The organism is Microbacterium sp. (assembly GCF_047606385.1).
In the GTDB taxonomy this organism is placed as follows: Bacteria; Actinomycetota; Actinomycetes; order Actinomycetales; family Microbacteriaceae; genus Microbacterium.
Map to the genome: position 1 here is coordinate 1 of NZ_JASGEL010000010.1, position 3,891 is coordinate 3,891.

General features: G+C 72.7%; 6 protein-coding genes. 3 read left to right on the forward strand and 3 right to left on the reverse strand.

Going from position 1 to position 3,891, the window contains the following annotated elements; all coding sequences use genetic code 11:
- The coding region (locus QM626_RS01075; RefSeq protein WP_415073024.1) for an ATP-binding cassette domain-containing protein at positions 1–664 on the forward strand (664 nt) is incomplete at its 5' end.
- A gap of 158 nt (positions 665–822) precedes the next feature.
- Here the strand turns inward: QM626_RS01075 and QM626_RS01080 are convergent.
- Together QM626_RS01080 and QM626_RS01085 are read right to left on the reverse strand one after the other, a co-directional pair.
- Positions 823–1,194 carry a DUF86 domain-containing protein gene (locus QM626_RS01080; RefSeq protein ID WP_415073026.1) on the reverse strand — a complete coding sequence of 124 codons (372 nt, stop codon included), beginning with the start codon at positions 1,192–1,194 and terminating at the stop codon, positions 823–825.
- Complete coding sequence (locus QM626_RS01085; protein WP_415073028.1) at positions 1,194–1,649, reverse strand: nucleotidyltransferase family protein; 456 nt, start codon at positions 1,647–1,649, stop codon at positions 1,194–1,196. Before QM626_RS01085 ends, QM626_RS01080 begins: the two co-directional genes overlap by 1 nt.
- Positions 1,650–2,001: 352 nt before the next feature.
- On the opposite strand from QM626_RS01085, the gene QM626_RS01090 reads away from it, so the two are divergent.
- The gene (locus QM626_RS01090) at positions 2,002–2,175 is read left to right on the forward strand and encodes a hypothetical protein (RefSeq protein WP_415073030.1); all 174 of its coding nucleotides are present in this window, start codon (positions 2,002–2,004) and stop codon (positions 2,173–2,175) included.
- 231 nt (positions 2,176–2,406) lie between these two features.
- Positions 2,407–2,697, forward strand: a complete 291-nt coding sequence (locus QM626_RS01095; protein ID WP_415073032.1) for a hypothetical protein — start codon at positions 2,407–2,409, stop codon at positions 2,695–2,697.
- A gap of 521 nt (positions 2,698–3,218) precedes the next feature.
- Here QM626_RS01095 and QM626_RS01100 read toward each other — a convergent pair.
- The coding region (locus tag QM626_RS01100) for an ATP-binding cassette domain-containing protein (protein WP_415073034.1) at positions 3,219–3,891 on the reverse strand (673 nt) is incomplete at its 5' end.

Here is a 3,891-nt window from a genome sequence, read left to right on the forward strand (position 1 = left end):
CGCCGGTCTGCGCCTGCGCGGCGTGCGCGCGCGCTGGCCGGCATGCGGTGGCCGGGGCGACGCGGGCCGGTTGCACGACGTCGATCTGTCCGTGTCTCCCGGCGAGCGGGTGCTCGTGACCGGCCCGAGCGGGGCGGGCAAGACGATGCTCGCGCACGTGCTCGTGCGGTTCCTCGACTACGACGGGTCGTTCGAGATCGGCGGCAGGCAGGCTCGCGACGTAGGCGGCGACGATCTGCGTCGCACGATCGGGCTCGTCGAGCAGTCGCCCTACCTGTTCGACGAGTCGCTGCGCCAGAACCTGCTGTTCGCGCGCGACACCGCATCCGACGACGAGCTGTGGGTCGCACTCGAGCGTGTGGGACTGGCCGGCTGGGCGCACGAACGGGGAGGTCTGGACGCCTCCCTGGGCGAGCGCGGCGCGCTCGTGTCCGGCGGTCAGGCGCAGCGCATCGCGCTGGCCCGGGCGCTGTTGACCGGATTCCCGGTGCTCGTGCTCGACGAGCCGACCGCGGGCGTCGACCCGGCCGCATCCGACGCCCTGCTCACGGACCTGCTGGGCGCGGTGGACGCCGGCCGCGCCGTCGTGCTCATCTCCCACGTCGCGGTGCCTCCCGGGCTGGTGGACCGCGAGGTGCGGATCGAGGACGGGCGGACGGTCTGAGGGAGCGGGGCGCGCCATGGGCGCCGACGCCGCGCCCGGCGCACGACACAGGACGCCCCGGCCGACACGCCGCACGAAGCGCCTTCGGCGACCGCATCCGCGCGTTCGTCCTGTGTTTTGCGCGCCGTCCGGGCTGCTTCGCGCCCGCGTCCGGACGCTCAGAGCGCGGCGCGCACGTTGACGATCGCCTCGAGGTCCGCCGGGATGTCGCCGACGAGTGCCGCCCAGACGACCTCCCAGTCGATGCTGTCGCCGTAGATGTGCCCGACCTCGTCGCGGACGTACGTCAGCGCACGCCAGCGCACCCGCGGATGCGCAGCGCGGAAGCCGTTCGGAAGGTCCTTCACGGCGTTTCCCACTTGGATGAGCGCGGCGTAAGCGGCGTACCGGTTCACGAAGTCCGGACCGAAGAACGCGTCGTGCCCGCGTTCGACGATGTCGACGCACTCGCGGAGATGCACCTCGATCGCGGCGAGATTCCGCGGTAACCGCGCCTCCCGCTCCCCGTCCCGCGGGTCCGTGTCGGCCATCAAGCGACCTGATCCGCCAGCGGCAGATCGAACGCGCTCCGCACCATCTCCGGCGTCGCGGTGCGCGCGGAGACCACCTCGACCTCGACGCCGAGGAGTGCAGCGATCTCGTCCTCCATGGCGACGATCTCGTAGAACGAGGTAGCAGGGGCGAGATCCACGAGCAGGTCGAGGTCGGACCCGGGGGCATCCCGCTCCTTCGCGGTCGAGCCGAACACGCGGACACGTGTGGCACCGTGCGCACGGGCGATCCGGGCGACGCGGGCCTCCTTTCCCGCCAACGCCTCCGACGGCCTCGGACGCATCGCCGCGATCAGACGCGCCCGCAGTTCCGGCGAGAGCGCTTTCGCGCCCGACTCGTATGCCGCGATGTTCGGGCGCGCGGTGCCGGCGCGTGCAGCGAGCGCGGCCTGCGTCAGTCCGGCCGTGAGACGCATCGTCCGGAGATCGTCCATGTATCCGAGTATACGTGGAGCGGCCATCGCGGGGCAGACACGCCTACCTGCGCGCCGGGCGTCGCAGGATCACGCGACGGTCGCAGGATTCCCGCGAGATGCTGCGACATCGGCGTGATCCTGCGACGGTGAGTGGATGACGGTGGGTGGATCCCGTGTTCTGGTCCGCCCCGCGGCTGCGGCTTCCGCGGGGAATATTGCCCATGTCGCCCGACATGCTGCGTGGTTACTGTGGGTTGCCAGCGGGGGCATCCACCGAGCGGCGAGGGCCGTGGCGGCGGCGACGGCCGCGGTCAGAGTGCCCGCTCCGCGCATTGCGCTCGACCGCAGACCACTGTCGAGGGGGAACGGCATGCGATGGACGCGGCGTCTGACCGCAGCGCTCGCGGGCGCGGCGATGGTGGTCGCGGGGCTGACTGCCGGCCTTGCGCCCGCCGCCCCAGCCAGGGCCGAGGAGGGCATCGCCCCGGTCGTGTTCATCCTGGACGCATCGGGGTCGATGGTGCGCGAGACCAGTCCGGGGTGACCCGCATGAATGTCGCCAAACAGGCGCTGCCCCAGACCATGGAGGTGGGCCTTCTCGCCTTCGGCACCGGAACCGGAAACGACCCCGTCGGAGCAGGCGGCGGGATGCTCCGACATAACCGCACTGCAACAGCTCGCGCCGCTCGAGCGCGCCGCACCGGGCTCGGCGATCGCCGGCATCTAACCGTCCGGATACACCTCAATCAGCGAAGCACTGCGTCAGGCGTATGCGATGCTGCCGTCGGGAGAGGCCGGGCATATCGTGCTCATCTCCGACGGCGTGGACACCTGCGCGCCCCCTTCCTCATGCGAGGTGGTCGCCGACCTTCATGCGCAGCACCCGTCGGTCGACATCGATGTCGTCGCGTTCGGGGTGGACGACGACGAAGCCACGCAGCAGCAGATGACCTGCATCGGCGGGGTCGGCGGCGGAGTCACCTCCTCGGCGACGGACACGACGCAGCTCGCGGCGCAGCTGCGGGCGGCCACCAGCGACGGTCCGTCCTCAGTGCGTCGGGAATGAACGGCGTGCGGCTCGGGATAACCCTCGATGAGGTGCGCCACGCGATCGACGGCGCGCAGGTCGGCGATCCCACCACGACGAACGGCGTCGAGATCGTCTACGTCGACTGCCCGGGGGGTCGCATCGAGCTGCACGACGATCGGGTGTACTCGATCGCCCCGATCGACACCAGCGCGGCGACCGCGGACGGGATCGCTCCGGGGAACGACAAGAGGCGACCGAGCACGACGTGCAGGGCGCCTACACGACGCTGCTCGTCCGCCCGAGCCCCGACACCCTGATCTGCGCCGAGGGCAGCTTCACGGTCGACGGCGAACGGATAGACCTCGGCGATCCGCTCTGCATCTGACCCCCGGCGGGCACCGCATCGGCCCTCGGGCCCGACCCCGGCGCAAAACACAGGACACTCGCGTCGACACGCCGCGCCAAGCGCCTTCAGCGGTGGCATCCGCGCGTTCGTCCTGTGTCTTGCGCCGAGCGGCTGACCTTCCGGGCGGGCGGGGCGCGCCGCGGGCACCCCCTCAGCTCGCGAACACCCTCACCGCGGCCGGATCCAGCGACAGCTCGATCTCGTCGCCGGGGGCGAGGGGATGCTGCGCCCACTCCGCGAGCGGCACGTCGACGGCCAGCGGCGGCACCGCGGCGTGCACCCGCGCGCCGCCGATCGTCTGCTCGACACGGGTGACGCGCGCCCGCCAGCGCACGGCGCCGTCGACCGCGGCGACGGCGACCGCGCTCGGCGCGAAGACCGCCGCGGCGGGTCCGTCGGCGACGCCGGGGACGGGGATCCGCAGCCCCTCCGCCCGCCACACCCCGTCCGCGACGACCCCGATCACCCGGTTGCGCCCGGCCTGCTCGGCGACGAACGCCGTCGCCGGCTCGGCGAACACGTCGCGCACCGCGCCGACCTGGGTCACGCGGCCGTCCTCCAGCACGCACACGCGGGCGGCCAGCGCCACGGCGTCCACGGCGTCGTGCGTCACGAGCACGCACGTGAGATCCGCGAGCAGCTCGGCCAGCAGCGCCCGGATCTCCCCCGCCGTGCCGGTGTCGAGCGAGGTCAGCGGCTCGTCGAGCAGCACGAGCGACGGGGATGCCGCGAGCGCGCGAGCGACCGCCACCCGCTGCTGCTGGCCGCCGGACAGGTCCGCGGGCCGGTGCGGGCCGGCATCCGGCAGCCCGACCCGGGCGAGC

What these genes read in the sequence shown, in the direction of transcription:
- QM626_RS01085 (WP_415073028.1), bottom strand. Translation starts at nt 1,649, where the DNA reads ATGGACGATCTCCGGACGATGCGTCTCACGGCCGGACTGACGCAGGCC.
- QM626_RS01080 (WP_415073026.1), bottom strand. Translation starts at nt 1,194, where the DNA reads ATGGCCGACACGGACCCGCGGGACGGGGAGCGGGAGGCGCGGTTACCG.
- QM626_RS01090 (WP_415073030.1), top strand. Translation starts at nt 2,002, where the DNA reads ATGCGATGGACGCGGCGTCTGACCGCAGCGCTCGCGGGCGCGGCGATG.
- QM626_RS01095 (WP_415073032.1), top strand. Translation starts at nt 2,407, where the DNA reads ATGCTGCCGTCGGGAGAGGCCGGGCATATCGTGCTCATCTCCGACGGC.